Source organism: Stenotrophomonas sp. STEN038, assembly GCF_056759895.1.
The window spans coordinates 15,270-40,159 of the sequence record NZ_JBRRDW010000026.1; the positions used below are offsets into that span (position 1 = coordinate 15,270).

Sequence of the window (24,890 nt, forward strand, 5' to 3'; positions counted from 1 at the left end):
TGGCTGTTCGCTGATGTGGATTTGTTTGGTCGTTATGCCTTGGTTGCAGGCGTCGGAGTGCTGAGGCGTTAGGATGCCTTGCCTTCCTTTCCATGTTTGTACTGATGATCTTTGGACCGGTGATCTCGTGGCCATTCCTGCTGCTGGTGTTTGTGCTGCCGTTGGTAGGCGCCGCAGTCGCGATAAGCCTGCTTGTGCAGGCTTGGTATTTCCATAGGCACGGCGAAGGCGGCTGGCGCGCATTCTTCAGCTGGAAGGTACGGATAAGCACCGGATTCGTTGTACTGGTCGCTGCCTGGGTAGGCCTGCTCGGCTACAAAACGGCGCAGTTCAAACGGGAATTCGACATCGAGAGCTGGCAGCGGCAGAGCCGCGCACAGTTCGTGCTGGAGCGGGATTTCCAGTACGGCGAGTTCCTTGTCCCCAAGGGCAGCTTGGTCAACCGCTACGACCCATTCGACAACGGCGATCCGCAACGCACATTGGGCCTGCGTGGCTTGGACGCCCTGCAGTTCAAAGCTCCGGTGCTGTTGGCCGGACTCTGGGTCGAGGCATTGGAGATAGTGCCAGGGCGGATGCGGCTGGCCATCGATCAGCGCATCAGCCCGGTATATCGCACCGACCCGGACACTGGTGATTGGGTCATCGACCAAGCGCGCCCCTTCATTGACTGCAAGGCCGGTGAGAACGTCTGGTTCAATGCGCCGTTGATCGACTATGACATCCAGGCCGAGTTCCTCGTCGGCGAGCCGGACGGCGCGACGGCGCGCTTCAGACCCAGCCAATGGCAGTTCAAGCATTGTGAGAGCGATTGGCTGCCGATGGAGATCAAACCGGCGTTTGCCGAGCCGATGCCGGCGGGGGCGACGCGGAAGGTGTTCCTGGGCGATGACTGAGCGCTACGGTTTTACGTGGATTTGATGCCGGGACCAGCCTGTCGCCATCGTTGGTTTACGCCGGGTAGTTGAACAATTCCGCATCGCCGCGCAGTTCGCGTGGCCGCATTCGGACAGTCCATGAAACGCTCACGTTCTTCGCTGTACTTCGCTGCATTTGTTGCCCTTGCCGCCAGCGCGAATGCATTCGCCATCGACACCAGCGGCAGCGCCGCCTTGACCAGCGACTATGTCTGGCGCGGTTCCACCCAGAGCCAGGGTGACGCCGCCGTGCAGGCTGGCTTCCGCGTTACCGGCGATAGTGGTTTCTACGCCTCCGCCTGGGGGTCCAACGTGGAGTTCGCACCGGAGACACATGCCAGCAGCGAGCTGGACTTCGTCGTTGGTTGGAACGGGAAGCTGGCCGATGACTGGGCATTGGATGCCAACCTGCTGCACTACCGCTACCCGGCAACGACTGTCGATCTGAACTGGACCGAGCTGAACACCACGCTGACCTGGAAGGATAACTACTGGCTGTCGCTGGGTTGGTCGCCGGAGGCGCTGGGCACGACCCAGGATGGCTTGTACACGCAGTTGGGTGCGCGCATGCCGCTATCACCGCAATTGCGCCTTGAGGCCGCTGCTGGTTGGTACCAGTTGCAGGGTGCGGTGGGCGGTGGTTACGCCCACGGGCAGGTCAGCGCGATCTGGGCGGTGGCGGCACCGATCGAACTGCGGTTGAGTGGGCACTTCACCGACCAGCACGCACGTGATCTGTTTGGCGATCAGGCTGCCGGCACACGTTGGGAAGCGGCCGTGCAGGCAGCGTTCTAACAGCCCCAAGCTCTGTGAGCGCACGCCGCTCTTGTAGGAGCGGCGTAAGCCGCGAAGCCGGGGATCGTTGGCAGCCAGTTGCTCTGCGATCTGACGGTGTGTGAGCTTCGCGACTGACGTCGCTCCTACAAGAAGGCGGGGTGCCCTTGTAGGAGCGGCGTCAGCCGCGAAGCCGGGGATCGTTGGCAACCAATTGCTCTGCGATCTGCTGGTGTGTGAGCTTCGCGACTCACGTCGCTCCCACAAGAGAGCGTTGGCTACTACTTTTGTGGGAGCGGCATCAGCCGCGAAGCTGGCATCAATGAGCAGCCATTTCGATTGCGATCTTGTGATCCATCAGCTTCGCGACTTACGTCGCTCCTACAAAACGGCGTTGGTGCCGATCCGTTAGCGGCTTTCGGCTGATGCATGCGCTTTGACGCCGCTTCGGCCTTGCTTCCTGCTGCCGACGAAGGTCAACGTGAGATGGACGCAGGCGATAAGCGCGATGACAACTGCAGCTTCGCCGCTGCTGGCCAGGAACGCCATCAGCAAACAAATGAAACCAAGAATGGAAAGCGCATCGAACAGCAGGCGATTGAAGCGCCATGCCGCAACCAGGATCAGCACATACATCGCCGCTGGTAGTGCTGGCGTCCGGGCCACGAAGTAGAGAATTTCCATCTCGGCAATGCACGCTTGTTGGACTGGTGGCGAATTCTAGGTGCGCCGCATGTGCCAGATATGCGCCCAATGTGAAGCCAATTTGAAGTGGTGAAAGCCTGCTGTTGGCACAAAAAAGTTCTGGAAAACCATCGCCAGCAGCTGTTAGCTTTCGCCATCGAGCACACACTGCCAAGGCGAACTTTGACCTCTTCCGAACAAACCAACTGGTCACGTACAGTGCGCATCGTTCTGCTGTTGCTAGCGCTGGCATTGGCCGGCAGCTGGCTTTGGCGGCAGCCCTTCAGCGTGGTGGCCCGCGAAGGCTGGAAGCTTTCACGTCTGCCAGCACCAACTTCGATAGCCGTACCGGTGCAGGGCATCAAGCCGCGGCAGATCGCCGATACCTTTGGTGCGCCACGCGGACGCGACCGCAAGCACCACGGTGTGGATATCTTCGCCAAACGCGGTACGCCGGTTGTCGCTGCCACCCAGGGCGTGGTGGCTGCGGTGCGCGACAGCGGCCTGGGCGGGCGCCAGGTGTGGGTGATCGGGCCGGCCGGGCAGCGGCACTACTATGCGCATCTGCAGGACTGGGTGCCGGGATTGGCCTACGGGCGCATCGTGCAGGCCGGCGATGTGCTGGGCTTCGTGGGTGACAGCGGCAATGCGCGCGGTACGCCGCCACATCTGCACTATGGCATCTATGGCGGTGACGGCCCCTTCGACCCGCTGCCGCTGATGCATGCAGGGCAGCCGCGCAAGCGGTAAGGTACGCCCCCTGCAAGCCGCCTTCCCGCGGCGAGAGCTGTATTGAACGATGCTGATTGATCAATTCGACCGTGAACACCTGTGGCACCCCTATAGCGCCCTGGGCAGCCCGGTGCCGGTGCTCAAGGTGGCCCGCGCCGATGGCGTGCTGCTGCAGCTGGAAGATGGCACCCAGCTGATCGACGGCATGGCCTCGTGGTGGTGTGCCATCCATGGTTACAACCATCCGCAGCTGAACCAGGCGGTGGTTGACCAGCTGGGCCGCATGTCGCACGTGATGTTCGGCGGACTCACCCACGAGCCGGCCATCGCGCTGGGCAAGCAGCTGTTGCAGATCGTGCCCGAGGGGCTGGATGCGATCTTCTATGCCGACTCCGGTTCGGTGTCGGTGGAAGTAGCGCTGAAGATGGCGATCCAGTACCAGGTGGCGCGCGGCAAGCCGGGCAAATGCAATATCGGCACAACGCGTTCGGGCTATCACGGTGATACCTGGAACGCGATGTCGGTATGCGATCCGGTCACCGGCATGCATGGTTTGTTCGGTACGTCACTGCCGACACGACGTTTCGTACCCGCGCCGCAGACACGCTTCGGCGACGAGTGGAACCCCGCCGATATCGCGCCGCTTGCGCAGCTGTTTGCTGAAAGCGCCGATGAGCTGGCCGCCTTCATCATCGAGCCGGTGGTGCAGGGTGCAGGTGGCATGCGCTTCTACCATCCGCAGTACCTGCGCGAGCTTGCACGCATGTGTCGTGAGCACGATGTACTACTGATCTGCGATGAGATCGCCACCGGCTTTGGCCGCAGCGGGCGATTGTTTGCCTGCGAGCATGCCGGCATCAGTCCCGACATCCTGTGCATCGGCAAGGCATTGACCGGCGGTTACATGACCTTGGCGGCCACGCTGTGCACGCGTGAGCTAGCCGATGTGATCGCCAGTGCCGAGCCGGGCGTGTTCATGCACGGTCCAACCTTCATGGCCAATCCGCTGGCCTGCGCGGTGGCGCTGGCCTCGGTGCAGCTGCTGTTGTCTCAGGATTGGCAGGGCAGGGTGGCAGCAATCGAGCGTCGACTCGAGCAGAGCCTGGCACCTGCGCGCACCTTGCCTCAGGTGGCTGATGTGCGTGTGCTTGGGGCAATCGGTGTGATCGAGTTGAAGGCATCGCTGCGCCTGGAACGCATCCAGCAGCGGATGCTGGGCCACGGCATCTGGATCCGGCCGTTTGGTCGCTTGGTGTATGTGATGCCACCGTTTGTAATCGACGATGCACAGCTGCAGCAGTTGTGCGATGGCATGGTCGCGCTGGTGGCCAGCCTGCAGGAAGAGGATATGCGCGCATGAGCGGCAAGATCGTATTTGTCAGTGGCATCGATACCGAGATCGGCAAGACGGTTGTCACCGGTTGGCTGGCGCAGCAGTGGGCGGCGCAGGGTGAGAATGTCATCACCCAGAAACTGGTGCAGACCGGTTGCGTGGGTGCGTCCGATGACATCCTGCTGCACCGGCGCATCATGGGCACCGGCTTGTTTGATGAGGACCGCGACGGCACCACGATGCCGGCGTTGTTCGCCTATCCAGCATCGCCGCATCTGGCTGCGCGTCTGGAGCAGCGGGTATTGGATCTAGCCGCCATCGAGTCCGCGACCGCGCGTTTGTGCGAGCGCTACGAGACCGTGCTGATCGAAGGTGCCGGTGGTTTGATGGTGCCGCTGACCGAGCAGCTGCTGACGATTGATTACGTCGCGCAGAAGGGTTGGCCGGTGTTGCTGGTGACCTCCGGGCGCTTGGGTTCGATCAATCACACCTTGTTGTCGTTGGAGGCGATTGCCGCGCGTGGGATCGCCTTGGAAGGTGTCGCCTGGAATAGCCGTGATGACAGTGGTGATGAAGTGATTGCGGCCGATAGCCGTGGGTTCATTCGCAACTGGGTAATGGACATTTTCCCTGATGCGGTTTGGTACGATGTGCCTCGGATTGATCTCGGTTGATCGTGCAAAGCCCCGTGCGTAAGGGTTAGGAGCCAGTGTTCCTCACTTCTTCAATGCAAGTGGGGAAGGGCGGCCAGCACTGATTGCGCGGCATAGGTAATCGCCAGCATTCAGCAACAGCGGCTGTCGAAGTGAGCTGGTCGCTGGTCGCTGACCGCGAGGTAGCCAGAACGGAAGTGATGGCTGTAGATATATACCTGCATGAGTTTTCTGTAGGTACAGTGACGAACCTATGTCCTCCATTGCAATAGCGTTGTCACCACCTGCCGCTGAGGTTGCTCCTGTCAGCCACCAGGCTATCGCGGATCTGGAAGAAATGCGTCGGCGCTAGCGGCGTGTGAACAGTTGTGGTCGGCTTATTTCCATACTTATGGATCACCGCTCGGCTTGCCACGACCAGATGGCCTTGCCTGTTTGTGTACGGCAGTTGCGTGATTCGTCAGAACGTTCCTTCCGATCGATTCCATCTGTTGGCATTGAAATAGGGGTCAGGGCTGTCTGCCCTGTAGTGCCGTTGGAGTGTGGCTGGGAGTATTTACGTCCATTGGTTATTTGACAGAACCAAAACCGGTGAGCACTCTCTGCGTGGGGGCGGCGTTCCATTTCCGATCTGTCGGACAAGGAAGTGTTTGTATGGCAAGTTCAATTGCTGAGCGGATTCGAACGGCGCGAAATGATTGCGGTCTATCGCAAACGGAACTTTCCAGGATGCTGGGCGTGAATCGCGCAACAATCGGTCACTGGGAGAGGGATGAAAGTTTCGCGCCGAATATCCAGCATTTGCACTCGCTCAGCCTTTCTCTGAAGGTGACAATAGATTGGCTTATGGGCGGGGATGTGAGGTTGCCGCAAGGCGTCGCGGAGAACAGTTCAAGGGCGTCGCTGGAGAGGAGGATGCTGGCTCTGTCAAAGCATCTCCCTGTCTCCTTTCTAGCAAGCGTCGTGGCGCTTCTGGAGAAAGCAGAGTCTTACCTATAGGGCACGCTGATGGTGCTCATTCAAAAGTGTCCAAGATCAAGGCTGGATGATTCTCCGTGGAGTCTCGGCTGCTCTGCGGATGATGCCTGCGTAGCTCCGTCCAGATGCTGGCCGCACAACGTCATTGGCCGCCGATGTGAAGCGTACTGAGCTGGCGCTGCCACCGCGAATGGTCTGAACGTTGCAAACTCCGGATGCGCACTACTCCCTGCGTTGCAGCGTGGCGCTCAATAAAGTGCCTTGCGGGGCTATCAGGCGCGCTTGCAGATACTTCCAAAGTGGTGGAGTGGGACGGGAATACTGCAGACCTTGGAGAGGTTCAACGCGCAGAGGCCTCTCACGCAACTGATAGCGATAGGAGGCCGTTGTAGGGTTCGACCTCGCGGAAGCTTCTTGTGCCAGCTACGGATGCGATGGTGTCGACATGATGGATCGCCGCTCTCGTTTGGGTATGAAGCGTGCTCCCCCGCGAGGGTGCCAAGCAAGCTACAGCGGTGAACGAAGAGTGCGCGTACCGTCACGGCCAGTCGTCGCCCAACCGGCATGGTCGGTCTGGCCAACCTTCTGTCGACAGATCCGTCGATAGGTGAACAAGCAGTGGCGAGCACTAAGGCGTGGACCACGCTTGGCGCCATCAAGAAGTTTTATAAGCGTTTACCTGGCGCATGTGAGCCATTGCGATTCTTGTTGTGCTCGTCAATGTCGTCAGAGGAGTTGCTGGGGTGATCATGGCCGAGTATCGCGTGGGTTGCGCTGTGGTACGCACAGCAGAGACTTTGACCAGCAGCCCCTTTGGTATTTAGATGAGTTCGCGGGTGGGTTGAAGATCTAAGTGCTCATCGCGCACCCCTCGATGGCAGAGGTCGAATCCACGCGGGAACGCGTGTCCTGGTCGAAGCGCTTCTTGTCGCCCCGGCCATATCCATCGACGAGACGCTCTGTGCATCGAGGAATGGGCTTGTAAAGCGAATGCCCTGGGTTCTCGTTACGACGTTCCATTGGCCAACCATAGACCTCCATCAAAGGATTAGAAGATCGCCATGAATGACAAACGAAACATCACCAAGACCCTGTCAACTCTGACCTTGCTTGTTGTTGGCTCCGCAGCCGGCGCTGCGATGGCTGGCACCTCCACAGATTCAAACGTCAGCGCAGAACTCGACGCAGCTGTGTCCATGACCACCCTCCAGGATCTGGCCTTGGACGGTTTCTACCAGTCAGCCCAAGCGGCCAATCTTCTCGCAGTAGCGGATGGGCATCACGACGACTCGATCTTCTCCCATCACCATCACGCCGTCGTCTCAGAAGACGTCGACACGAATAGCTCCAACGGATCCGGCCGGTTCGACGTTTGAACCAAGTGTTTCGACGCCGAGGAGTCCGACCTGGGCTCCTCGGTTGTGAATACCGTCAATCAGGATGCCCGACGCAATGAATGTCGCATTGAATGGATCCAGTGTTGCAATAGAGCGACCGCTTTGCCTCATGGAGCTTACCACCGCGTCAGCCAGTACGGCTGAGGTAGTGGAGGGAATCATGTGGGCAAGATTGAGCCGTATGCGTATGCGTCTTCAGGATGCGTTGAAGGACTGGCGTGATGAAAAATTTGTTGGGGCGATCTATCACCTCTACATGTCGATGCCATCCAGTCGGCAGGCTCGCGTCCTGCTGAGTTCGGAGTTCTGCGAGTGCTATCTGGCCATCGAGGCGCTTCAGCGAAGGCTGAGTCCAGGCGGGGGCGATGTCCAGGATGAGTTGGATTTGGCGCAACGATTTTCGTTCCTACATGATCTGGTATGCAGAGAGCATGCGATTGGTGAGCTGGAACATGGCCGTGTAAGCAGATATCTGTCGGAGTCACGCCAGTGGCGGGTATACAGCCCGCTCGGGGACAGCTTCGCCAGCAGGTCGAGTACAGGTGGCTGGAGTATTTAAGCCGTAAAAAATGTAGGCGGTTGCATCGCGATTGACTTCGATAGCCCTGTAGCAACAAACCACGAGCCGCGATCCGGTGTGCTTAGTCAGGCCTGTCTGCCGCTTGATGACTTTGAGCGCCGCGCTGTTCTGGCCAAAATCGAAGAAAGCCTGAAGCTGATCGACGAAGTAGAGCCTACTTATGGACTGATAGTTCGAAATTTCGTAAGGCGCATCATCGTGCGAAAGTCTCAGGAACGATCAGATCAAGGTCCACAGCACTACGGATCGGAGCATGTTCCGCGGCAGCCCGGCTCGTTGCGAATCCTAAACATTCATCGGGATGGATTGAGTGTTGAAGCTTGCATGGAAAGCATCATGCATGAGAGCACCCATAACTTTCTGGCGGCGTGGGAGCTCTCCAATGGTTTCTTCGTCGAGAATGATTACAAGCACCGGGTTGTCTCTCCATGGTCGGGTAATCAGATACCGAATTCTTCGTTCATTCACGCCGTATTTGTGTACTACATATGCCACCGGCTGCTGAAGCGTCACTTGTTTGCATCGAAGTGCCTGACTGAAAGCGCCATCCGGCATGTGCACAAGCGGTTGGCAGTGTGCGCGTCTGGGTTTCTGATTCAGCAACCGCTGAGTCATCGTTTGATGGCGGTCGCGCCGCTCAATGAGGACATTGGCGCCATGATCGACATGATGCAATCGGACATGCTGCGTGAGTACGGATGTGGGGAAGCTGCGTGAGCGGGAGAACAGTGGTCATTTACTCTGATCTCAAGGATCCCATTGCACTGCAGGCGTTGAGCTTGCCGCAGTTGGATATCTCCTGTGTTCACGTGGATCAGATGATTCCGCTTCTGACGCGCCGAGACTGGCCGCAGGTTCTCGAACTGGTCCCGACGGTAGAAGTCGAGGAGATGTTCGAGGGCGCCTGGATCATCAATCGCGCCTTTATCCTGGCGGGGACAAAGCTTCTTTCCCGCTTGTGTGAGTGGGAAGTCGATGAGCGCTGGTTCCATATCCGTCTACAGAAGATTCTGAGCTTGGGGGGCGCTGTTTCGTACGACACAGGTGTAAGAGGTGTGTCGCGATCTCTTCTGCCTTTGAACGCCCAATGGTTTGAGATGAAGCGATCGCTGCCTGATCTTGCAACGCCCGCGTTCGAGTATGGATTTGCCTATGAGCGGCCTGATATCTCGAAGCTGTGCAACCCACTCCAAAAATCTGTCTGGTCGCTTTTTGACTGGAAGGTCGAGCGTCAAATGAGTCCCATTGAGGAGCGGCGACATCAGTTCTTCGTCGAAGCTCCGGTAGGTGTGCCGCTGATCGCCTGCTTTGCCGGGAGTGCAATGAAGATATTCTGGCCGCGGGGCTGTGTCGCGGTAGGCAACGGTGAGGTTGGCGCGGTGATCGAGGCTGCCCGATCTGTTTTCCGGGCTGAAGCCGGTGAGGTTCTGCTCTATGCCGAGGGAAGTGGTCTGCGCTTCTACGCGTTCTCGCCGCACCTGCTGACGGTGGCGGACGAGCCTGGATTCAAAACCATGGTTTCGGAGTGGCTTGCTTTGGGAAACTCCGCAAACTCGAGGAGTCACACGGATGCTGCGCATTGGGTCGACCATTGAACCGCTTCTCAGAATTCGCGAAGAGATGGGGTGGCTGTACGGAAGTGAGGACCTTTGCGTGCTGCTTTACAGCCTGGTGAAGCGGGAGCGACCGTCCATCGTTGTCGAGCTTGGGACTGGCCTCGGTGTATCGACAGCTTGGATGGCTGCTGCGATGGAGGAGAACGGACACGGTCGTCTGCATACATATGACAACGGCTCGCATTTTGTCAGTGAGCCTTCACGTAAATTCCTGAGGGACCTGAGTGAGCCCCTCGCATCCTTCTCCCGGCAGAGTGAAGGCCTGAATGGCTTTGACGCGTTCATTCATAGCTTGCTGGAGTGGGTAGGCGTAGGAGATCGTGTAGTCGTTCGTCGGCAAGACATCTCCATGAAGGCCGTGGCCTCAGATCTGGCTCTCAAGGAGGGGATAGACATGGTGTTCTCCGACTTCAATCACTCGCCAGAAAATATTCAGTCACTGCTGGGAGCGTTCATTCCGCAGATGCGCGAGACATCTTCCATCTTCATCGACAGCGCGTCGACACACCGTCTGAGTTATCTGGCCCTTGAACGGATCGTTGACCATCTCAATCAAGGGCGCGTGCCGGCCGGACTCAGCAAAGAGCTGAGCCAGGATGAGGCGGAGCGGCTTCAGTGTCGGGTGAGGAGTTCATCGTTCCGTTTGATGCATCTCATTGAAGCCACGAGCCGTGCGCAGAACAGCACCGCCTGGCTAAGGATCGAGCCGATCGATATCCACGTCGCGGGCGCGACCTTCTTTCACTAGGTACAGGGCAATGTTCAGCTACTACCTCAGCTTGGCGAAGCGCAGTCTGCTGGCATCTAAAGTGATGACGTTGGCGCTGGTTGTCGCCCTCTCTCTGGGCGTGGGTGCGAGCATGACCATGTTCACTGTTGTTCGTGTTCTTTCCTGGGATCCAATGCCAGGTCGAAGTGAACACCTGTTCCATCCGTATATTGATCCACTCCCGCGATCTTATGAAGCCAAGCTTTCGCTTGACCCTAGAAACTCGATGACCTGGGTCGATGCAGCGGAAATCATGCGCAGGCTTCCCGCGCATACGAGCGCAGCCATGGCGACAGGTCGCCTGCTCCTTAGTGTGCAGAGCGGTGTCGACTCACCCTACTTCGTCGATGGCCAGTACGTGACACCCGACGTTTTCAACCTGTTTGGGATAGACCTGAGCGCCGGACGGTACTGGACCGAAGCGGAGGAACGGTCCCGTGCGGATCTGGTGGTCATCAGTGAGTCCTTCAAAAGGCGCCTTGGGCAGGCGGGTGAGGTTGGGCGACAGCTCCAACTGGGCCCAAGGGTTTTCAGGATCATCGGAGTCGCCAATGATTGGTCTCCCATACCTCGCTTTCACACCGATCTACAGAAGGATATCTTCAAGGGACAGGATGATTTCTATATCCCCCTGCACTCTGCGATCGAATCGCGTCTCAGTGTGAGCTCAAGCATGTTCTCCTGGGGCGACAGCGAACAGAAGAACAAGATGGAGAGTCCATCTACAGCGTGGCTTCAACTCTGGATCCTTGCCCAAGGGCCGGATGACCAAGCTCGCTCTGGCGAACTACTTCAGCGCTACGCAGCCGAGCAGGTGGAAAGCGGACGATTCGAGCGAAGCAGCCCTGCACGCTTGGAGGCGCTCGCGGATTTTCTTGTACGCCGACAGATTGTTCCAGACGATGTGAAACTGCAATTCGCTTTGGCAATTGGGTTTCTTGTTGTCTGCATGATCAATATCTGTGCGCTGTTGTTTTCGCGTTTCATCAAGCGAACGCATGAGGTTGCGATCAGGCGTGCGCTAGGCGCTCGCAGGATGGATATCCTGGCTCAGCTTTGCACTGAATCGCTGGTCATCGGCTTTCTTGGCGGGGTTGGCGCACTTGTTGTATGCCAGATTGGGTTGCTGGCAATCCGCCGCCAACCTGAGGACTATTCCACATTGGTCCATATGGATGGGGGCATGTTCGGAGCCACGTTGGCCTTTGCTTGCCTATCCAGCCTGGGGGCAGCCGCGCTTCCTGCATTTCGGACTGCTTCTGCCCGTGTGGCTATGCAGATCAAGGTGGCAGAATGAGCATTTCCCAGATTCCGGTCATCGCGCGGAGCTTGAGGCGCCATCGTTTGATTTCTGCAGTTTTCCTGTTGCAGGTCATCATCACCACGGCGGTCATCAGCAACGTCTCGTCACTGTTGGCCAGCCGGGTTGAACTGCTGACCTATACGACGGGTGTGCGCGAAGAGGGCCTCGGTATCCTTGAAACGGAGTTCCTGGGTGATGGTAGTGAGAACTCGCGAAGCGCGGTTCTGGCTGACCTGAATCGACTGCGCGCGCTTCCTGGAATACAGAATGTTGCAGTTGTTGAATCCCTGCCGCTAAGTCAGAACAACTGGACGGTAGGTGTCACCAACAAGCTAGTGGACCGTTCCGATCTCCGCGGGATGATCGAGGCCGAGCCATCGGTCTACAGCGTCTCTCCTGGGGCGCTGCAAACATTGGGGGTGAATCTGTCCGCTGGCCGGGATTTCTCTGCGGACGCTTTCGTTCCAATGGCTGCGGACGACGACTACTCTGGACTCTATGCTGCAGGGGAGGTCATTGTGTCCACCGGTCTTGCCCATGCCTTGTTTCCAGGGCAGAACGCCTTGGGTAAGGCAATATTCGTGGACGGTGAACATGCCATCCATATTGTAGGCGTCGCCGACAGCCTTGCACGTCCGCTTCTTGGCAGTGGGCAGGGCAATGACGTCTCGATGGTCCTTCCGCTCCTCCCCGATGCAAAGCGCGTCATCTATACAATCCGCGCTGAACCAGGGCGGTTGAATATTCTGTTGAACCAGGCGGAAGCGGCGTTGAGGGCATTGGATCGAAATCGGATAATGTCTAGGGTCATGACCTATGAGGCGCTACGGAAAGGCTATTTCGGCCGTGATCGAGCCATGGCCTACCTTTTCCTGGCGGCGGGTGTTTCACTTTTGACTGTCACCGGCATAGGTATATACGGTTTGGTGAGTTTCTGGATCCGGCAACGTTATCGCTCCATTGGAATACGGCGTTCTTTAGGCGCACGATCGGCCGATATCGTTGGCTACTTCATTGCTGAGAGCATCCTGCTGACGGGGGTTGGTGCACTGATCGGTAGCGCACTAGGAGCAGCGCTGAGCATGTGGATATCATCTGCGTACAATGCGCCGAAGCTTCCGTTCGAGTTCCTATCTGGTGGCTTCGTATTGGTTTTCGCATTGGGTCAGTTTGCTGCTTGGCTTCCAGCATGGCGAGCTGCTCAGACTGCGCCAGTGGTGACGATGAGCGCAGCGTAGTTCCCGCAAACGGCGAGCGATCTTGACCTCGGGGTTTTCGATCAGGCTTGGGTAAAGCGCGTGTTGCAAGGGGTCTGTTCATTGCAGAGTTGCCCGCTATCCGTTGCGTTTCTGGTGCGGCCCGGCATGACATGCCAAGGATTGATCTGGTGTGATGCAAGGGAAATGGGGCCAAGGGTGGTGGTTGCTGGACACGTTGATCGGTACAGGTCACTAACCTGCTGTCGGTGTGTTCCTCGTCGACCTTTTTGGGATCATTCCTGCGCGCCTTGCATCTATCATGAGGTTTCAAGACAGGAAGGGGCCTGACATGACATTTGCTTTTCCCGCGTTCCACGAGATGGTGCTTGAGCGGGCCCACACGGTGGAGAGCATCGAGACTGCAATGCGTCGCAGCGGCTGGAACAGCATCCAGCAAACGCCGACTGGCATGCGCGGTGCGGTTCCGTTCAACGTCTGGTCTTTCGGCGAAAGGGTCGAGGTGACCTGCGATGGCGCGCGCACCGTGCTGCGAAGCAGGTGTGTATGGCCCACCCAATGCCTGGACTGGGGCAAGAATCGGCGGAATTTGCAGAAACTGGTCACTGCGCTGGAGCCTTGAAGCGGCGATTGCGGATTCGGTGATTGGATGCGGCGCTGCCAACCACATGCGATGTGTTGTTGCTTGATCGGGGCTGACTGCATTCCTCGCAAAGGCACCCCTCCCCAACCCTCTCCTGCGCGTTGCGCAAGGGAGGGGGCTGATCATGCAGGATTGAGGCTGTTGCTTGCGCCCCCTCCCTTTGCCGAAGGCAAGGGGAGGGTTGGGGAGGGGTGCTTCTGTTTCTGCTCCTACCTGACTCGCAGAAGCCCTACTTCTTCAACTTGTACGCCAACACATAATCGCCAGCCTTGGTCCCGGTCGAACCATGACCGCCAGCCACCAGCAGCACCATCTGCTCGCCCTGGCTGTTGAGGTAGGTCATTGGCGTGGCCTGGCCGCCAGCTGGAATACGCACATCCCACAGCACCTTGCCGCTGGCCAGGTCGTAGGCGCGGAAGTTGTCGTCGGTGGCTGCACTCATGAAAGCCACGCCGGTCGCGGTCAACATCGGTCCGCCAATGCCGGGCACGCCGATGCGGATCGGCAGTGGCACGGGTGACAGATCACGGATGGTGCCGTTGCGGTGTTGGTAGGCGATCTTGCCGGTGCGCAGGTCGGCAGCGGCAACCGTGCCCCACGGTGGTACCTGGCAGGGCACACCGATTGGCGACATGAAGGGGGTCATTTCCACCGCGTAGTCGGCGCCTTTGTTTTCGTTCAAACCATGCTCGCCCTTGTTCATCTCGCGTCCGCTGGTCTCATGCTTGGGCACCAGCTTGGAGACGAAGGCCAGATAGGTCGGCATGCCGAACATCACCTGCCGCTGTGGATCCACCGCCACGCTGCCCCAGTTGAAGGTACCGAAGTTGCCTGGATAGATCAGGCTGCCCTGCAGCGTTGGCGGCGTGTAGCGGCCTTCGTAACGGAGCTGCCGGAACTGGATGCGGCACAGCATCTGGTCGATCAGGCTTGCCCCCCACATATCGGCTTCGCGTAGCGGTCTGGGTTCGAAGCTCAGCGCGAACGCAGGTTGCGTGGGTGCGGCGAATTGGCCGGGTATGTCCACGTACTGCGGTGCGGTGCGCTGGCTGATCGGCAGCAGGGGCGTGCCGTCGCGACGGTCCAGTACGTAGACGTCACCTTGTTTGGTGGGTTGCACCAGCGCGGGTACGCGGCCCTGCGGTAGATCCAGATCCAGCAGCACCGGTTGCGCCGGGGTGTCCATGTCCCACAGATCGTGGTGCACGAACTGCTGCACCCAGCGCACCTGGCCACTGGCGATATCCAGCGCCACCACCGATGAGGCGTAGGTTTCCTCGGCGGGGCTGCGGTACATGCCGAGCTGGTCCGGGGTGCGGTTGCCCATCGGGAAGTAAGCCAGGCCCAGTGCTTCATCGGCGCTGGCCACCGACCAGCTGTTGGGCGAACTGGGCGTGTAGACCTGGTTGGGGTTGTTCGGGTCCAGTGGCGCGGTCTGGGTGGGGTTGCCCGAGTCCCAGTTCCACAGCAGCTGGCCGCTGTGCACGTCGTAGGCGCGGATCACCCCGGAGGGCGAGTTGATCGCATAGTCGTCGTTCACTGCACCGGCGACGATCACCTTGCCACCTGCTATCAGCGGCGGCGAGGTGGAATAGTAGTAACCGGCCTGCTTGAACGGCATGTTGTGCAGCAGGTCGAGCACGCCCTTGTTGCCGAAGTCCGGGCAGTGTTGGCCGGTCTGCGCATCCAATGCATGCAGCTTGGCGTCGGCGCTGGGCAGGAACACGCGGCTGCTGCACATGGTCGCGCTTGTTGCTGCTACAGCCGGGCTGGCAGCCGGCTCGGTGTAATACGACAGCCCGCGGCAGGTCTGGTGCTGGCGCTGCGGTTCCATGCCTGCACCTGGATCAAACTTCCACAGCACCTTGCCGCTGTCCGCATCCAGTGCGAACGCCAGGCTGTGTGGCGTGCACAGATACAGGGTGTTGCCGATCTTCAGCGGAGTGACTTCGTAGGTGGTCTCGCCCACGTCCTGCGGCAGGCGCACGTCGCCGGTCTGCATCTGCCAGGCCAGTTGCAGTTGGCCGACATTGGCCGGGGTGATCTGCGCCAGCGGCGAGTAGCGTTGGCCGTAGCCGCTGCGGCCGTAGGCCTGCCATTCGCCCTCCGGCTGCTGGGTGTCGCCCAGCGCCGGATTGGCGTTGACGATGTCCATCGGCAGGCGGCCATCGATCTCATACAGATGGCGCGGGATGCCGGCGAAGGCAACCGCCGCCACCCCCAGCGAGGCCAGCAGCACCGGCCAGCCGGCCGGACCGATATAGCCGCGCGGGCTGGAGCGGCGCGAGGTCGGCAAGGCCATCAGCAGGCCAAGCAGGGCCGGTACGCCCAAGCGGGTGGCCAGCGGCCACCAGTACAGGCCGGCCTCCCACAGCGACCAGCCCAGCAGCACCAGCAACCAGCCGGCGTACAGCCAGGTCGGCCAGCGCCGGTGCCGCCACAGGCCCCAGGCCACGGTCAACAGCAGCACGCCGCTGAGCAGGTAGAACGGGCTGCCCTGCAGGGCAAGCAACCAGCCGCCGCCCACCGCCAGGGCCAGCCCGAACAGGCTCGTCAACAACAGGGTCAGAGCACGCATGGCGTCCCCGCAGCATCCAGAAGTTGCGGCCATGCTGCGCCACGGCATGTCTGCATGGCGTCACGCGCGTTCTTAACATTCCCGCCGTAGAATCGGAGCCTTGTCGACTGGGGACTGAGCATGAGCATTCTGGATTTCATCAAGAAGGAACTGATCGAGATCATCGAGTGGACCGATGACTCGCGTGACACGCTGTCCTACCGCTGGCCGGACGATGACCGCCAGATCAAGAACGGCGCGCAGCTGATCGTGCGCGAGTCGCAGATGGTGCAGTTCGTCGCCGCCGGCCAGTACGCCGATCTGTTCGGCCCGGGCAAGCACACGCTGAGCACCCAGAACATCCCGGTGCTGTCGACCATCCTTGGTTGGAAGTACGGCTTTGAATCACCGTTCAAGTGCGACGTCTATTACCTCAATACGCGCCTGTTCACCGGCAACAAGTGGGGCACCTCCAACCCGGTGATGATGCGCGACGCCGATTTCGGCGTGGTCCGCCTGCGCGCGTTTGGTACCTACGATTTCCGCATCGTCGACCCGCCGAAGTTCCTCAAGGAAGTGGCCGGTACCGACCAGAATTTCCGCCTGGATGAGTTCGCCGACACCATGCGTTCGCGCATCGTCAGCGTGTTCACCGAAGCCTTGGCCAAGGCCGGCGTGCCGGCACTGGATGTGGCCTCGCGCTACTCCGAGCTGGGCGAGGCCTTGCTGCCGATCATCAACCCGGCGATGACCGACAAGTACGGCATCGAGATCACCAGCTTCATCCTGGAAAACGTGTCGGTGCCGCCGGAAGTGGAGCAGGCCATCGACAAGCGCTCCAGCATGGGTGTGATCGGCAACCTCAACGACTACGTGAAGTACCAGATGGGCCACGGCATGGGCGAGGGCGGCGAAGGTGCCGCCGCCGCTGCGGTGCCGGCACAGATGGCGATGGGCTTTGGCATGGCGCAGGAAATGATGCGCAACATGCAGACCGGTGCACCGGTGGTGCCCGGCGCGGCGGTGCCACCGCCGTTGCCTGCTGCTGGTGATGCAGTGGCGCTGGACGTACTCACGCCCGAGCAGGCTGCACAGGCCTTGTCGGTATCGGTCGAGGACGTGATGGCGTCGATCGCTTCAGGCGACCTGAAGGCACGCAAGATCGGCAATGCCACGCGCATTGCCCGTTCGGCACTGGAAGAGTTCCTGCGCGGCTGATGAACAACGCAACAGTTGGCAAACATCCCTGCCCGGAATGCGGCGGGGATCTGCAATGGAATGCCTCCAAGCAAGCCTTGGCCTGTCCCTACTGCGGCACAATCGTGCCGCTGTCGGAGGCAGCCGAGGGCATTGGCGATGGCAGTGCCGGCGTGGTCGAGCAGGATCTGCTGGCCGCACTGACGCGGCTGCAGGACGAGGCTGCAATGCCGCCGCCGTTGCCACAGGCGCCGCAGGGCGGTGTAGTCGGCATGCTGCAGAGCATGGCCGCCACCCCGGCCGAGCAACGCGGCTATGGCGCGCAGCCGCGCGAGGTGCAATGCCAAAGCTGCCATGCGATCTCGGTCTTCGTCGATCGCAAGGTGGCCGACCGCTGCGAATTCTGTGGCTCGCCATCGATCATCGACCATGAGTCGCTGGGCGATGCGATTACCCCGCAGAGCGTGCTGCCGTTCAAGATCAGCGACGGCCAGGTCCGCGACATCATCCGCAAGTGGTATGGCACGCGCTGGTTTGCGCCGAGCAAGCTCAAGCGCGCAGCGTTGACCGATACGCTCAAGGGCATGTACCTGCCGTACTGGACGTTCGACGCGCAGGTTGCTGCACGTTGGACGGCCGAGGCCGGTCACTACTACTACGTTACCGTCAGCTACCGCGATTCCAAGGGCAATACCCAGACCCGGCAGGAACAGCGCGTACGCTGGGAACCGGCTTCCGGTTCGCTGCAGCACTTCTTTGACGATGAACTGGTGCCGGGCACGGTTGGTGTGCACCCGGAACTGCTGGCCAAGATCGGCCAGTTCCCGACCACGACTGACCTGAAGCCGTACACGCCCGAGTTCGTGCGCGGCTGGACGGTTGAGCGTTACCAGGTGGATCTGCGCCAGGCCGCGCAGAAGGGTGAGGCGCAGATGCAGGAGCAGACCCGCTACCTGTGTTCCGAGCAGGTGCCCGGTGACACCCAGCGCAACCTGCAGGTGCAGGCCACATACAGCAAGCGCACCTTCAAGCACATCCTGGTACCGGTGTGGCTGGTCAGCTACACCTATGGTTCGCGCAGCTTCCAGGTGCTGGCCAATGGCTACACAGGGCAACTGGCGGGTGAGCGTCCGTATAGCGCCTGGAAGATATTCTTCGCGGTGCTGGCTGGTGTGCTCGCGTTGCTGGTGCTGGTGTACGTGCTGGGGATGGCGCAGTAACGACACGGTTGCTGCTGTCCTCGCTCACCTGGCCCGGCTGCAACTGCCGGGCTTTCTGGCTTCTGGTTTTTGTAGGAGCGGCGTAAGCCGCGAAGCAGGTACATCATCAGTTGGCATGGACGCCGATTGCTCAAACGATGTCAGCTTCGCGGCTTACGCCGCTCCCACAAGCGCGCCGCGATCACGCTCGGCCATTCGGCAAGTCTCATGTGTCCACGCTTACCCGCGTTGCGGAGCTGCACTGCAGGCCTAATCGCCCAGATGCAGCACCGGCATGAAGCCGCCATACACCAGTCGCTTGCCGTCGAATGGCATCGGATTGGTGGCCGGATCCATGCGTGGGTCTTCCATCATCTTGCGCATGCCGATGTCACGGGTGGCCTTGTCCGGCCACTCTATCCACGAGAACACCACCGCTTCATCGTCCTTGGCCTGCACGGCGCGGTAGAAGTCGGTCAGCGTTCCGTGTGGCACGTCGTCGGACCAGCATTCGGTAACGCGCAAGGCACCGAACTCGATGAACAGGGCATCGGCGATATGGGCGTGTTCGATGAATCTGGCTTTGTTGGCCAGCGGCACGGCGGCCAGGAAACCATCTACGTAAGACATGCTGGGCCTCGCAGGGTGGGCGGCGTGGGGCCGCCTTCGGTGAAACAGCGGTAATGCGCAACATCGATTCTGCGCCGGGCAATGTTTCGGCCTTGCAAAAACTCCGTTGCGAACCGCCCCTGCATGCAGCGCAAGCGCGGTTATGTGGCCTGGCGCACAGCTGATTGGCTACGAGCGCCCACGGCATTGATATTGATCAGGGTCGGCTGGCGTCTGCTTGCCGACAATGGCCTTGCTTCGGGTGAGGCAGGAAACATGAACGGGCTTGGCAGAATGGTTTTGCGGGGTAGGCGGGATGGCGTTGCCAGCCGAAGAGGCAGGCGTCGCGATGCCTCTCGGGCCGTTGTGGCTGAAGCGGGCAAGGCGGCAATAGAAGGTTCAATGAATGCGCATCGCTGCCGTTATGGGAAGACGGCGCGTTCAATGGCGGCGCCGGCAAGCTGCCGCGCGCGGCTGAAGGCATCCTTCGTTGATCAGATCGCGCCATTGCTTGTGCACCAGCAGCCGCCGTGAGCGCAGAGGTGTTGGGCGAACCGGCTGCGTCGGGCGAGATTGTCTGCTGCCGCCAGCCACGCAGGAACGCCGCAGGCCAATGACATACCCGAAAGATCGCATACCGCCAGCGTTGGCTGGCACCAGGAGAGTAGTGATGCAGTTTGTTTCCCGTAATGCACTGGCCGCCGCGCTGGCTGCGCTGTGCCTGCCGGCCGTGGCCTGGGCACAGGACGCCGCGCCCGCCACCAAGGTCTCGGCGCAGATATTCATCAACGCCAGCCAGCTGGATCGTGATGGCGTGACCACGGACGATGAAGGCCTGGCGCTGGATCTGAAGCGCACCTTCATCACCGTCGATCACCGCTTCAACCAGCACTGGACAGCGCAAGTGACCACCGATGTGCAGTGGCTGCGCAACAGCGACCCCACCGACGTGTGGCTGCGCCATGCCTACCTGCAGCGCAGCTTCGGCAAGGGCAACTGGCTGCGGCTGGGCAACGCGCCGCTGCCGTGGATCCAGCAGGAGTCGGCGCGTGATGGCTATCGCTATGTCGATGGTGCCTTGATCACCCGCAGCAAGATGGGCAATGCGGCCGATTACGGTGTGCACGGCCAGTACACCCGGGGTGACTTCACCTATGCCGCCTCGGTGGTCACTGGTGGCGGTTACCAGAAGCCGCGTCTGGGCAAGCGCCCGGATGTCGAGGCGCGGCTGGGCTGGGCCCCGGCCAAGGGCGTTGAACTGGCCGTGGGCGGCTATCGCGGTACCCGTGCGCTGGATGCGGGTGACATGCCGCGGCAACACACCGCGCAGCGCTGGAACGCGATGGCCAGCTGGGTCGGTGAGCGTGGCCGGATCGGCGCGCAGTACGTCCGTGCAGAGGACTGGACCCGGGTGGTCAAGCCGGGCAGCGATGACCAGCGTGGTTGGTCGGTATGGGGCAGCTACCAGTTGAGCCCGCAGTACGCGCTGCTCACCCGGCATGAAGAAACCCGGATGAGCCTGGACATCGATCCGCGCACCCGGGAGCGGTATCACCTGGTCGGCGTGGAGTGGAAGCCGAACAAGTACCTGCGATTGGCGGCGGTGGCCAAGCAGCTGAAACAGGAAACGGCGAAGAAATCACAGGAAAGCCACGAAGCTGGCTTGTGGGCGCAGATAGCGTTCTGAGTGTGCTGCGCTGAGCCTGCCTTTGCCCCTCCCCTTTGGCGAAGCCAAGGGGGAGGTTGGGAGGGGGTTGGCTTTTGCTTGAAGCTTTGCGGTTGCCGCCAAGAGCACCCCTCCCCAGCCCTCCCCTTCGCTACGCGAAAGGGAGGGGGCTTGGTGGCTTACTCGCCTTGGTACTGCTTCTCTTCAACCAGTGCCGAACCGGCAACGCGGTTGATTTCGTTCTTCACCACGATGCGCTCGCCATTGGTGCCGTACACGCCGCGCGCCAAGGTGATGAACTCGGCGCCGAAATCCTGTGCGGCTTCTTTCTCGCGCAGGCGGTCCTGGATTTCCCACATGCGCTCGTTGATGGCCTTGAGCTGGTCCTTGAGCGCGGTCAGCGACGGGCGCGCTTCCTGCTGCGACAGCCACAGCGGCCACAGGCCCTGCAGTTCGGTGCGCACGTTGGCCAGCTTGGCGGTATCGGTGATGCGCTCGGCCTTGATTTCGAGGATGGTGATCTTGTCGATCAGTTCGCCAATCGATACCGGGGTGAGTAGGGTCTGCACGTTGTGGCCGCCGTTTATTCCTGTAATGCCGGCAATGATAGCGCTCCGCCAAAGGTTGCCAATGAACCGGTATTGGCGTCCAGGCAGCGGCGATGCGCACAATGCGGGCCCATCCCGACCAGGACTTGCCGATGCTGCTGCGTTCTTTTGCTACCGCTGTATTGATGCTGGGTGCTGCCAGCGCGCACGGCGCCGAGGGCCTGCAGGGCGCCTGGCAACTGCAATCGGGGGAGTTCATCAACCCGGAAGGGGCGGTCGTGGATTACGCCAGCCAGAAGCTGGCCGGCACCAAGATATTGGCCGATGGCCGTTTTGCCTTCACCACTACCAGCGATGGCAAGTTCTGGGCCGGCGGCTCAGGCACCTATCGCAGCGCGGACGGGCAGTATGTGGAAACGCCGTTGATGGCATCGTATCCGCTGGAAAACGGCGGCAGCTACAGCTTCCGCTATACCCTGGAAGGCGATGTGTGGACGCTGGAGCGCTGGGACGGCGAGCGCCGTGTCGAGCGCGAAGTGTGGAAACGCGCGCGCTGAGAGGGGGCGGAGATAGTTGGATTGTAGGAGCGGCGTCAGCCGCGAAGCTGACAGTCCATGGCGGCCCCGGGAATGCCGCGAACTGGTGCAGCACCAGCTTCGCGGCTAACGCCGCTCCTACAGACAAGCATTACTGCGCCGGGAAGCCCGCTTCCGCCAGCACCTTGGTGAAACTTTCCACCGGCTGGCTGGATTCGATCTTCACGTTCCTGCCGGGCAGGTCGATGTCGACCGTGGCGGCCGGGTCCACATCCTTGATGGCGGCCGTCACGCTGCGTGCGCAGCCGCCGCAGGTCATACCTTCGATATGCAATTTCATGGGGTTTCTCCGTTGGGGTGCGGTGAGCTTGCAGCTTGCCATCATGGCAAGGTCAAGCGATAAAGAACGATTGACCCTCCCATCGTTGGAAGCTTTAAGGTGCCTCCAACGATAGAAATGGAGACGTGCCGATGAGCAGCATCGCCAGTCCGGGCAAGCAGAACGCCGGTCCCACCACCGAAGATCTGATGATCGAAGGCATGACCTGCGCCTCCTGCGTGGGCCGGGTCGAGCGTGCGCTGAAGGCCATCCCCGGGGTCAGCCAGGCCAGCGTCAATCTGGCCACTGAACGCGCCAGCGTGCAGACCGACGGCAGCGTGCCGCGCGAGGCGCTGGTGCAGGCGATACACAAGGCCGGCTACGAGGTGACCGCGCCCGCAGCGCAGGAATTGCTGATCGAAGGCATGACCTGCGCTTCCTGCGTGGGCCGCGTCGAGCGCGCGCTGAAGGCGGTGCCGGGCGTGCAGTCGGCCAGCGTCAACCTGGCCACCGAGCGTGCCAGCGTGCAGGGCACAGCCGATCCAGCCGCGCTGTTGGCGGCGATCGAAAAGGCCGGTTACACGGCCAGTGTGATCGGCAGCGCCGGCAGCAATGAGGATCAGCAGGCGCAGCGCCATGCCGACGACCTGCGCGTGCTCACCCGTGATCTGTGGATAGCCGCAGCGTTGAGCCTGCCGGTGTTCCTGCTGGAAATGGGCGGGCACCTGATCCCAGCCTTCCATCACTTCATCGCCGGTACGCTGGGCACCCAGAACAGCTGGCTGCTGCAGTTCGTGCTGGCCACGCTTGTGCTGGTGTTCCCGGGCCGCCGTTTCTACCAGAAGGGCATCCCGGCGCTGCTGCGCGCCGCACCGGACATGAACTCGCTGGTCGCGGTCGGCACGCTGGCGGCCTATGGCTACTCGCTCGTGGCGACCTTCCTGCCACGCTTGCTGCCGGCCGGCACGGTCAACGTCTATTACGAGGCCGCCGCGGTCATCGTCAGCTTGATCCTGCTTGGTCGCGTGTTGGAGGCCAAGGCCAAGGGCCGCACCTCCGAGGCGATCAAGCGCCTGCTCAAGCTGCAGGCCAAGACTGCACGCGTGCGTCGCGATGGCAGCGTGGTTGAACTGCCGTTGGAGCAGATCAGCAGCGGCGATGTGATTGAGGTCCGCCCGGGCGAGCGCATTGCGGTGGATGGCGAGGTTGTCGACGGCGACAGCTATGTCGATGAATCGATGATCAGCGGCGAGCCGGTGCCGGTGCAGAAGGCGCCGGGCAGCAACGTCATTGGCGGCACCGTCAACCAGACCGGCGCACTCGGTGTGCGCGCCACCGCCGTCGGCGGGGCAACGGTGCTGGCGCAGATCATTCGTCTGGTGGAACAGGCGCAGAGCGCCAAGTTGCCGATCCAGGCGCTGGTTGATCGCATTACCCTGGTGTTCGTGCCGATCGTGATGGGTCTGGCGCTGCTGACCTTCGCGGTATGGCTGATCTTCGGCCCGGATCCGGCGCTGACCTTCGGTCTGGTCAACGCGGTGGCGGTGCTGATCATTGCCTGCCCGTGTGCGATGGGCTTGGCGACGCCGACGTCGATCATGGTCGGTACCGGCCGTGGCGCCGAGCTGGGCGTGCTGTTCCGCAAGGGCGAGGCGCTGCAGCTGTTGAAGGAAGCGCAGGTAGTGGCGGTGGACAAGACCGGTACGCTGACCGAAGGCCGTCCGCTGTTGACCGATCTTCAGCTGGCCGAAGGCTTCCAGCGCAGCGAAGTGCTGGCACGCGTGGCGGCGGTGGAGGACCGTTCGGAACATCCGATCGCCCGTGCCATCGTCACCGCCGCGCAGCAGGAAAACCTGCAATTGCCGGCGGTGGATGCCTTCGAATCGGTGACCGGCTACGGCGTGCGTGCAAATGTGGACGGCGTGCGCGTGGAAGTTGGCGCTGATCGCTTCATGCACAAGCTTGGCCTGGACGTGACCGCGTTCGCAGCCGAGGCGCAGCGTCTGGGCGAAGAGGGCAAGAGTCCGCTGTACGCAGCGCTGGATGGCCGCCTGGCGGCGATCATCGCGGTCTCTGACCCGATCAAGTCCGATACCCGCGCCGCCATCGCCAGCCTGCATGCGCTGGGCCTGAAGGTAGCGATGATCACTGGCGACAACCGTCGCACCGCTGAAGCCATCGCGCGCCAGCTCGGCATCGATGAAGTGGTGGCCGAAGTGCTGCCGGAAGGCAAGGTCGATGCGGTACGTCGGCTCAAGGCCGAGCACGGTCGGCTGGCCTATGTCGGCGACGGCATCAATGACGCGCCGGCCTTGGCCGAAGCCGATGTCGGCCTGGCGATTGGCACCGGCACCGACGTGGCGATTGAAGCGGCCGATGTGGTGTTGATGTCCGGCAGCCTGCAGGGCGTGCCCAATGCCATCGCGCTGAGCAAGGCGACGATGGGCAACATCCGCCAGAACCTGTTCTGGGCCTTTGTCTACAACGCCGCCTTGATTCCGGTCGCGGCCGGTGTGTTGTATCCGGTCTGGGGCATCCTGCTGTCGCCGGTGTTCGCGGCCGGTGCGATGGCCTTGTCGTCGGTGTTCGTACTCGGTAACGCGCTGCGTCTGAAGCGCTTCCGCGCCCCGCAGATCGAAGCCTGAGGAGTGATGACGATGGAC

General features: G+C 61.0%; 24 protein-coding genes. 19 read left to right on the top strand and 5 right to left on the bottom strand.

Going from position 1 to position 24,890, the window contains the following annotated elements; translation table 11 throughout:
* The first annotated feature begins 104 nt into the window (after window positions 1–104).
* Together ACVOLS_RS12155 and ACVOLS_RS12160 are read left to right on the top strand one after the other, a co-directional pair.
* The gene (locus tag ACVOLS_RS12155) at window positions 105–896 is read left to right on the top strand and encodes a hypothetical protein (RefSeq protein WP_481545786.1); all 792 of its coding nucleotides are present in this window, start codon (window positions 105–107) and stop codon (window positions 894–896) included.
* A 120-nt stretch (window positions 897–1,016) separates the two neighbouring features.
* A complete protein-coding gene (locus ACVOLS_RS12160; protein ID WP_481545787.1) occupies window positions 1,017–1,712 on the top strand; it encodes a TorF family putative porin in 696 nt (231 codons plus the stop codon).
* Between the two features lie 387 nt (window positions 1,713–2,099).
* On the opposite strand, the gene ACVOLS_RS12165 is transcribed toward ACVOLS_RS12160, so the two are convergent.
* Window positions 2,100–2,375: a hypothetical protein gene (locus ACVOLS_RS12165; RefSeq protein WP_481545788.1), complete on the bottom strand. Its 276-nt coding sequence runs from the start codon at window positions 2,373–2,375 to the stop codon at window positions 2,100–2,102.
* A 168-nt stretch (window positions 2,376–2,543) separates the two neighbouring features.
* Between ACVOLS_RS12165 and ACVOLS_RS12170 the strand changes: the two genes are divergently transcribed.
* From ACVOLS_RS12170 to ACVOLS_RS12225, 12 genes are all read left to right on the top strand, one after another.
* Window positions 2,544–3,125, top strand: coding sequence for a M23 family metallopeptidase (locus ACVOLS_RS12170; RefSeq protein WP_481545830.1), 582 nt, complete (start codon window positions 2,544–2,546; stop codon window positions 3,123–3,125).
* Window positions 3,126–3,174: 49 nt separating this feature from the next.
* Window positions 3,175–4,467, top strand: coding sequence for an adenosylmethionine--8-amino-7-oxononanoate transaminase (gene bioA / locus ACVOLS_RS12175; protein ID WP_481545789.1), 1,293 nt, complete (start codon window positions 3,175–3,177; stop codon window positions 4,465–4,467).
* A complete protein-coding gene (bioD, locus tag ACVOLS_RS12180) occupies window positions 4,464–5,114 on the top strand; it encodes a dethiobiotin synthase (RefSeq protein ID WP_481545790.1) in 651 nt (216 codons plus the stop codon). The genes bioA and bioD overlap by 4 nt, the downstream gene beginning before the upstream one ends.
* Window positions 5,115–5,747: 633 nt before the next feature.
* Complete coding sequence (locus ACVOLS_RS12185; protein WP_481545791.1) at window positions 5,748–6,092, top strand: helix-turn-helix transcriptional regulator; 345 nt, start codon at window positions 5,748–5,750, stop codon at window positions 6,090–6,092.
* Between the two features lie 1,040 nt (window positions 6,093–7,132).
* Window positions 7,133–7,447, top strand: coding sequence for a hypothetical protein (locus ACVOLS_RS12190; RefSeq protein ID WP_481545792.1), 315 nt, complete (start codon window positions 7,133–7,135; stop codon window positions 7,445–7,447).
* Window positions 7,448–7,523: 76 nt separating this feature from the next.
* The gene (locus tag ACVOLS_RS12195) at window positions 7,524–8,027 is read left to right on the top strand and encodes a hypothetical protein (RefSeq protein ID WP_481545793.1); all 504 of its coding nucleotides are present in this window, start codon (window positions 7,524–7,526) and stop codon (window positions 8,025–8,027) included.
* A 78-nt stretch (window positions 8,028–8,105) separates the two neighbouring features.
* The gene (locus ACVOLS_RS12200) at window positions 8,106–8,765 is read left to right on the top strand and encodes a hypothetical protein (RefSeq protein WP_481545794.1); all 660 of its coding nucleotides are present in this window, start codon (window positions 8,106–8,108) and stop codon (window positions 8,763–8,765) included.
* Between the two features lie 11 nt (window positions 8,766–8,776).
* Window positions 8,777–9,643, top strand: coding sequence for a hypothetical protein (locus tag ACVOLS_RS12205; protein WP_481545795.1), 867 nt, complete (start codon window positions 8,777–8,779; stop codon window positions 9,641–9,643).
* Window positions 9,618–10,412, top strand: coding sequence for a class I SAM-dependent methyltransferase (locus ACVOLS_RS12210; RefSeq protein WP_481545796.1), 795 nt, complete (start codon window positions 9,618–9,620; stop codon window positions 10,410–10,412). Before ACVOLS_RS12205 ends, ACVOLS_RS12210 begins: the two co-directional genes overlap by 26 nt.
* Window positions 10,413–10,422: 10 nt before the next feature.
* Window positions 10,423–11,730 carry an ABC transporter permease gene (locus ACVOLS_RS12215; RefSeq protein WP_481545797.1) on the top strand — a complete coding sequence of 436 codons (1,308 nt, stop codon included), beginning with the start codon at window positions 10,423–10,425 and terminating at the stop codon, window positions 11,728–11,730.
* Complete coding sequence (locus tag ACVOLS_RS12220) at window positions 11,727–12,974, top strand: ABC transporter permease (RefSeq protein ID WP_481545798.1); 1,248 nt, start codon at window positions 11,727–11,729, stop codon at window positions 12,972–12,974. The genes ACVOLS_RS12215 and ACVOLS_RS12220 overlap by 4 nt, the downstream gene beginning before the upstream one ends.
* A gap of 310 nt (window positions 12,975–13,284) precedes the next feature.
* Window positions 13,285–13,575 (top strand): hypothetical protein, encoded by a 291-nt coding sequence (locus tag ACVOLS_RS12225; protein WP_481545799.1) that lies wholly within the window; start codon window positions 13,285–13,287, stop codon window positions 13,573–13,575.
* 250 nt (window positions 13,576–13,825) lie between these two features.
* On the opposite strand, the gene ACVOLS_RS12230 is transcribed toward ACVOLS_RS12225, so the two are convergent.
* Entirely contained in the window at window positions 13,826–16,174 is a 2,349-nt protein-coding gene (locus tag ACVOLS_RS12230) for a membrane-bound PQQ-dependent dehydrogenase, glucose/quinate/shikimate family (protein ID WP_481545800.1), read from the bottom strand.
* Between the two features lie 120 nt (window positions 16,175–16,294).
* On the opposite strand from ACVOLS_RS12230, the gene ACVOLS_RS12235 reads away from it, so the two are divergent.
* Window positions 16,295–17,371: an SPFH domain-containing protein gene (locus ACVOLS_RS12235; protein WP_481545801.1), complete on the top strand. Its 1,077-nt coding sequence runs from the start codon at window positions 16,295–16,297 to the stop codon at window positions 17,369–17,371.
* On the top strand, window positions 17,371–18,570 hold the full coding sequence (locus ACVOLS_RS12240; protein ID WP_481545802.1) for a TFIIB-type zinc ribbon-containing protein: 1,200 nt from the start codon (window positions 17,371–17,373) through the stop codon (window positions 18,568–18,570). The genes ACVOLS_RS12235 and ACVOLS_RS12240 overlap by 1 nt, the downstream gene beginning before the upstream one ends.
* A 249-nt stretch (window positions 18,571–18,819) precedes the next feature.
* On the opposite strand, the gene ACVOLS_RS12245 is transcribed toward ACVOLS_RS12240, so the two are convergent.
* A complete protein-coding gene (locus tag ACVOLS_RS12245) occupies window positions 18,820–19,179 on the bottom strand; it encodes a DUF1428 domain-containing protein (protein ID WP_481513337.1) in 360 nt (119 codons plus the stop codon).
* Between the two features lie 649 nt (window positions 19,180–19,828).
* On the opposite strand from ACVOLS_RS12245, the gene ACVOLS_RS12250 reads away from it, so the two are divergent.
* Entirely contained in the window at window positions 19,829–20,845 is a 1,017-nt protein-coding gene (locus tag ACVOLS_RS12250) for a hypothetical protein (RefSeq protein ID WP_481545803.1), read from the top strand.
* Window positions 20,846–21,003: 158 nt separating this feature from the next.
* Here the strand turns inward: ACVOLS_RS12250 and ACVOLS_RS12255 are convergent, their stop codons facing one another.
* Window positions 21,004–21,393 (bottom strand): DUF6165 family protein, encoded by a 390-nt coding sequence (locus tag ACVOLS_RS12255; RefSeq protein WP_481517598.1) that lies wholly within the window; start codon window positions 21,391–21,393, stop codon window positions 21,004–21,006.
* Window positions 21,394–21,524: 131 nt separating this feature from the next.
* Here ACVOLS_RS12255 and ACVOLS_RS12260 point away from each other — a divergent pair, with 131 nt between their 5' ends.
* Complete coding sequence (locus ACVOLS_RS12260) at window positions 21,525–21,929, top strand: hypothetical protein (RefSeq protein WP_481513339.1); 405 nt, start codon at window positions 21,525–21,527, stop codon at window positions 21,927–21,929.
* Window positions 21,930–22,059: 130 nt separating this feature from the next.
* Here the strand turns inward: ACVOLS_RS12260 and ACVOLS_RS12265 are convergent, their stop codons facing one another.
* On the bottom strand, window positions 22,060–22,248 hold the full coding sequence (locus ACVOLS_RS12265) for a heavy-metal-associated domain-containing protein (RefSeq protein WP_481545804.1): 189 nt from the start codon (window positions 22,246–22,248) through the stop codon (window positions 22,060–22,062).
* Between the two features lie 131 nt (window positions 22,249–22,379).
* On the opposite strand from ACVOLS_RS12265, the gene ACVOLS_RS12270 reads away from it, so the two are divergent.
* Window positions 22,380–24,872, top strand: a complete 2,493-nt coding sequence (locus tag ACVOLS_RS12270) for a heavy metal translocating P-type ATPase (RefSeq protein ID WP_481545805.1) — start codon at window positions 22,380–22,382, stop codon at window positions 24,870–24,872.
* Window positions 24,873–24,890: the final 18 nt, after the last annotated feature.

What these genes read in the sequence shown, in the direction of transcription:
- ACVOLS_RS12235 (WP_481545801.1), top strand. Translation starts at nt 16,295, where the DNA reads ATGAGCATTCTGGATTTCATCAAGAAGGAACTGATCGAGATCATCGAG.
- ACVOLS_RS12230 (WP_481545800.1), bottom strand. Translation starts at nt 16,174, where the DNA reads ATGCGTGCTCTGACCCTGTTGTTGACGAGCCTGTTCGGGCTGGCCCTG.
- ACVOLS_RS12270 (WP_481545805.1), top strand. Translation starts at nt 22,380, where the DNA reads ATGAGCAGCATCGCCAGTCCGGGCAAGCAGAACGCCGGTCCCACCACC.
- ACVOLS_RS12215 (WP_481545797.1), top strand. Translation starts at nt 10,423, where the DNA reads ATGTTCAGCTACTACCTCAGCTTGGCGAAGCGCAGTCTGCTGGCATCT.
- ACVOLS_RS12165 (WP_481545788.1), bottom strand. Translation starts at nt 2,375, where the DNA reads ATGGAAATTCTCTACTTCGTGGCCCGGACGCCAGCACTACCAGCGGCG.
- ACVOLS_RS12225 (WP_481545799.1), top strand. Translation starts at nt 13,285, where the DNA reads ATGACATTTGCTTTTCCCGCGTTCCACGAGATGGTGCTTGAGCGGGCC.
- bioD (WP_481545790.1), top strand. Translation starts at nt 4,464, where the DNA reads ATGAGCGGCAAGATCGTATTTGTCAGTGGCATCGATACCGAGATCGGC.
- bioA (WP_481545789.1), top strand. Translation starts at nt 3,175, where the DNA reads ATGCTGATTGATCAATTCGACCGTGAACACCTGTGGCACCCCTATAGC.
- ACVOLS_RS12245 (WP_481513337.1), bottom strand. Translation starts at nt 19,179, where the DNA reads ATGTCTTACGTAGATGGTTTCCTGGCCGCCGTGCCGCTGGCCAACAAA.
- ACVOLS_RS12155 (WP_481545786.1), top strand. Translation starts at nt 105, where the DNA reads ATGATCTTTGGACCGGTGATCTCGTGGCCATTCCTGCTGCTGGTGTTT.
- ACVOLS_RS12265 (WP_481545804.1), bottom strand. Translation starts at nt 22,248, where the DNA reads ATGAAATTGCATATCGAAGGTATGACCTGCGGCGGCTGCGCACGCAGC.
- ACVOLS_RS12190 (WP_481545792.1), top strand. Translation starts at nt 7,133, where the DNA reads ATGAATGACAAACGAAACATCACCAAGACCCTGTCAACTCTGACCTTG.
- ACVOLS_RS12195 (WP_481545793.1), top strand. Translation starts at nt 7,524, where the DNA reads ATGAATGTCGCATTGAATGGATCCAGTGTTGCAATAGAGCGACCGCTT.
- ACVOLS_RS12250 (WP_481545803.1), top strand. Translation starts at nt 19,829, where the DNA reads ATGCAGTTTGTTTCCCGTAATGCACTGGCCGCCGCGCTGGCTGCGCTG.
- ACVOLS_RS12210 (WP_481545796.1), top strand. Translation starts at nt 9,618, where the DNA reads ATGCTGCGCATTGGGTCGACCATTGAACCGCTTCTCAGAATTCGCGAA.
- ACVOLS_RS12185 (WP_481545791.1), top strand. Translation starts at nt 5,748, where the DNA reads ATGGCAAGTTCAATTGCTGAGCGGATTCGAACGGCGCGAAATGATTGC.
- ACVOLS_RS12160 (WP_481545787.1), top strand. Translation starts at nt 1,017, where the DNA reads ATGAAACGCTCACGTTCTTCGCTGTACTTCGCTGCATTTGTTGCCCTT.
- ACVOLS_RS12240 (WP_481545802.1), top strand. Translation starts at nt 17,371, where the DNA reads ATGAACAACGCAACAGTTGGCAAACATCCCTGCCCGGAATGCGGCGGG.
- ACVOLS_RS12220 (WP_481545798.1), top strand. Translation starts at nt 11,727, where the DNA reads ATGAGCATTTCCCAGATTCCGGTCATCGCGCGGAGCTTGAGGCGCCAT.
- ACVOLS_RS12260 (WP_481513339.1), top strand. Translation starts at nt 21,525, where the DNA reads ATGCTGCTGCGTTCTTTTGCTACCGCTGTATTGATGCTGGGTGCTGCC.